At 70.3% G+C, this 1,180-nt stretch carries 1 protein-coding gene; it reads right to left on the minus strand.

The window, feature by feature from the left end:
- Positions 1–53: 53 nt before the first annotated feature.
- A partial coding sequence (locus ACM2XV_RS15465) for an HAD-IC family P-type ATPase (RefSeq protein ID WP_487027593.1) occupies positions 54–1,180 on the minus strand: 1,127 nt, incomplete at its 5' end.

Consider the following 1,180-nt stretch of genomic DNA (forward strand, 5'->3'; position numbering starts at 1 on the left):
CGCCGGGGCGGCGGCTTCCTGTGCAGGCTCGCCCGGTTCCGGCATCCGATCACTCATCGCGCTCCCCCTGTCTCCCCGATCCGCCGCGTGAGCGCCTTGTTCCCCTCGGCGAGGAAGAAGACGACGATCGCGAGCAGCGCCGACAGCCCCCACTGATGCCAGTCGATCGTGTCCGACAGGAACCAGATGTGCATGAACGGCAAATACACGAACGCCAGCTGCAGCACGATGAGCACGGCGGCCGACAGATAGATCACCCGGTTGCCGCGGAAGACCGCGAGCGAGACGCTCGAGCGGTCGAGGAAGCGGCAGCTGAACAGGTAGGCGAGCTGGCACAGCGCGAGCGTCGTGACCGCCGTGGTCTGCGACTGCCGCAGGTTCTCGCCGTAGCCGATCTCGAAGTAGAAGGTGAACATCGTCGCCGCGCCGATCAGCAGCGAGACGACCCCGATGCGCACCCCCATGCGCGCGTCGAGCAGGGGCGCGTTCTTCCCGCGCGGGGGCTGGTCCATGAGGCCGGGCTCGGCGCCCGCGCCGGCGAGCGCGAGCGACAGCGTCACCGAGGTCGCCATGTTGATCCACAGCACCTGCACCGGCTCGAGGGGCAGCTGGGTCGCCCCGACCAGAACCGCGACGAGGATCACGAGCGCCTGCGCCCCGTTCGTCGGCAGCAGGAACAGGATCGACTTGCGGATGTTCGAATAGATCCGCCGCCCCTCTTCGACGGCGCGCTCGATGGTCGCGAAGTTGTCGTCGGTGAGCACGAGGTCGGCGGCCTCCTTCGTCGCCTCGGTGCCCTTGAGGCCCATCGCGACGCCGACGTCGGCCTGGGTGAGCGCAGGTGCGTCGTTGACCCCGTCGCCCGTCATCGCGACGACCTCGCCCTCGTGCTGCAGCGCCGAGACGATGCGGATCTTGTGCTCGGGGCTCGTGCGCGCGTACACGTCGACCTCGGCGGCGAGCGCACGCAGCTCGTCGTCGCTCATCGCCTCGAGCTGGGCGCCGGTGAGCACACGCGGCTCGGCGCGCCCGGCGGCGCCCGGCTCGGTGATGCCCATCTCGCGCGCGATCGAGAGCGCGGTGTCGGGGTGGTCGCCCGTGATCATCTTGACCGCGACGCCGGCCCGGTGGCTCGTCGCGATCGCCTCGATCGCCTCGGGGCGCGGCGGGTCGACGATGC

The organism is Gryllotalpicola sp. CP2-P1 (assembly GCF_057512245.1).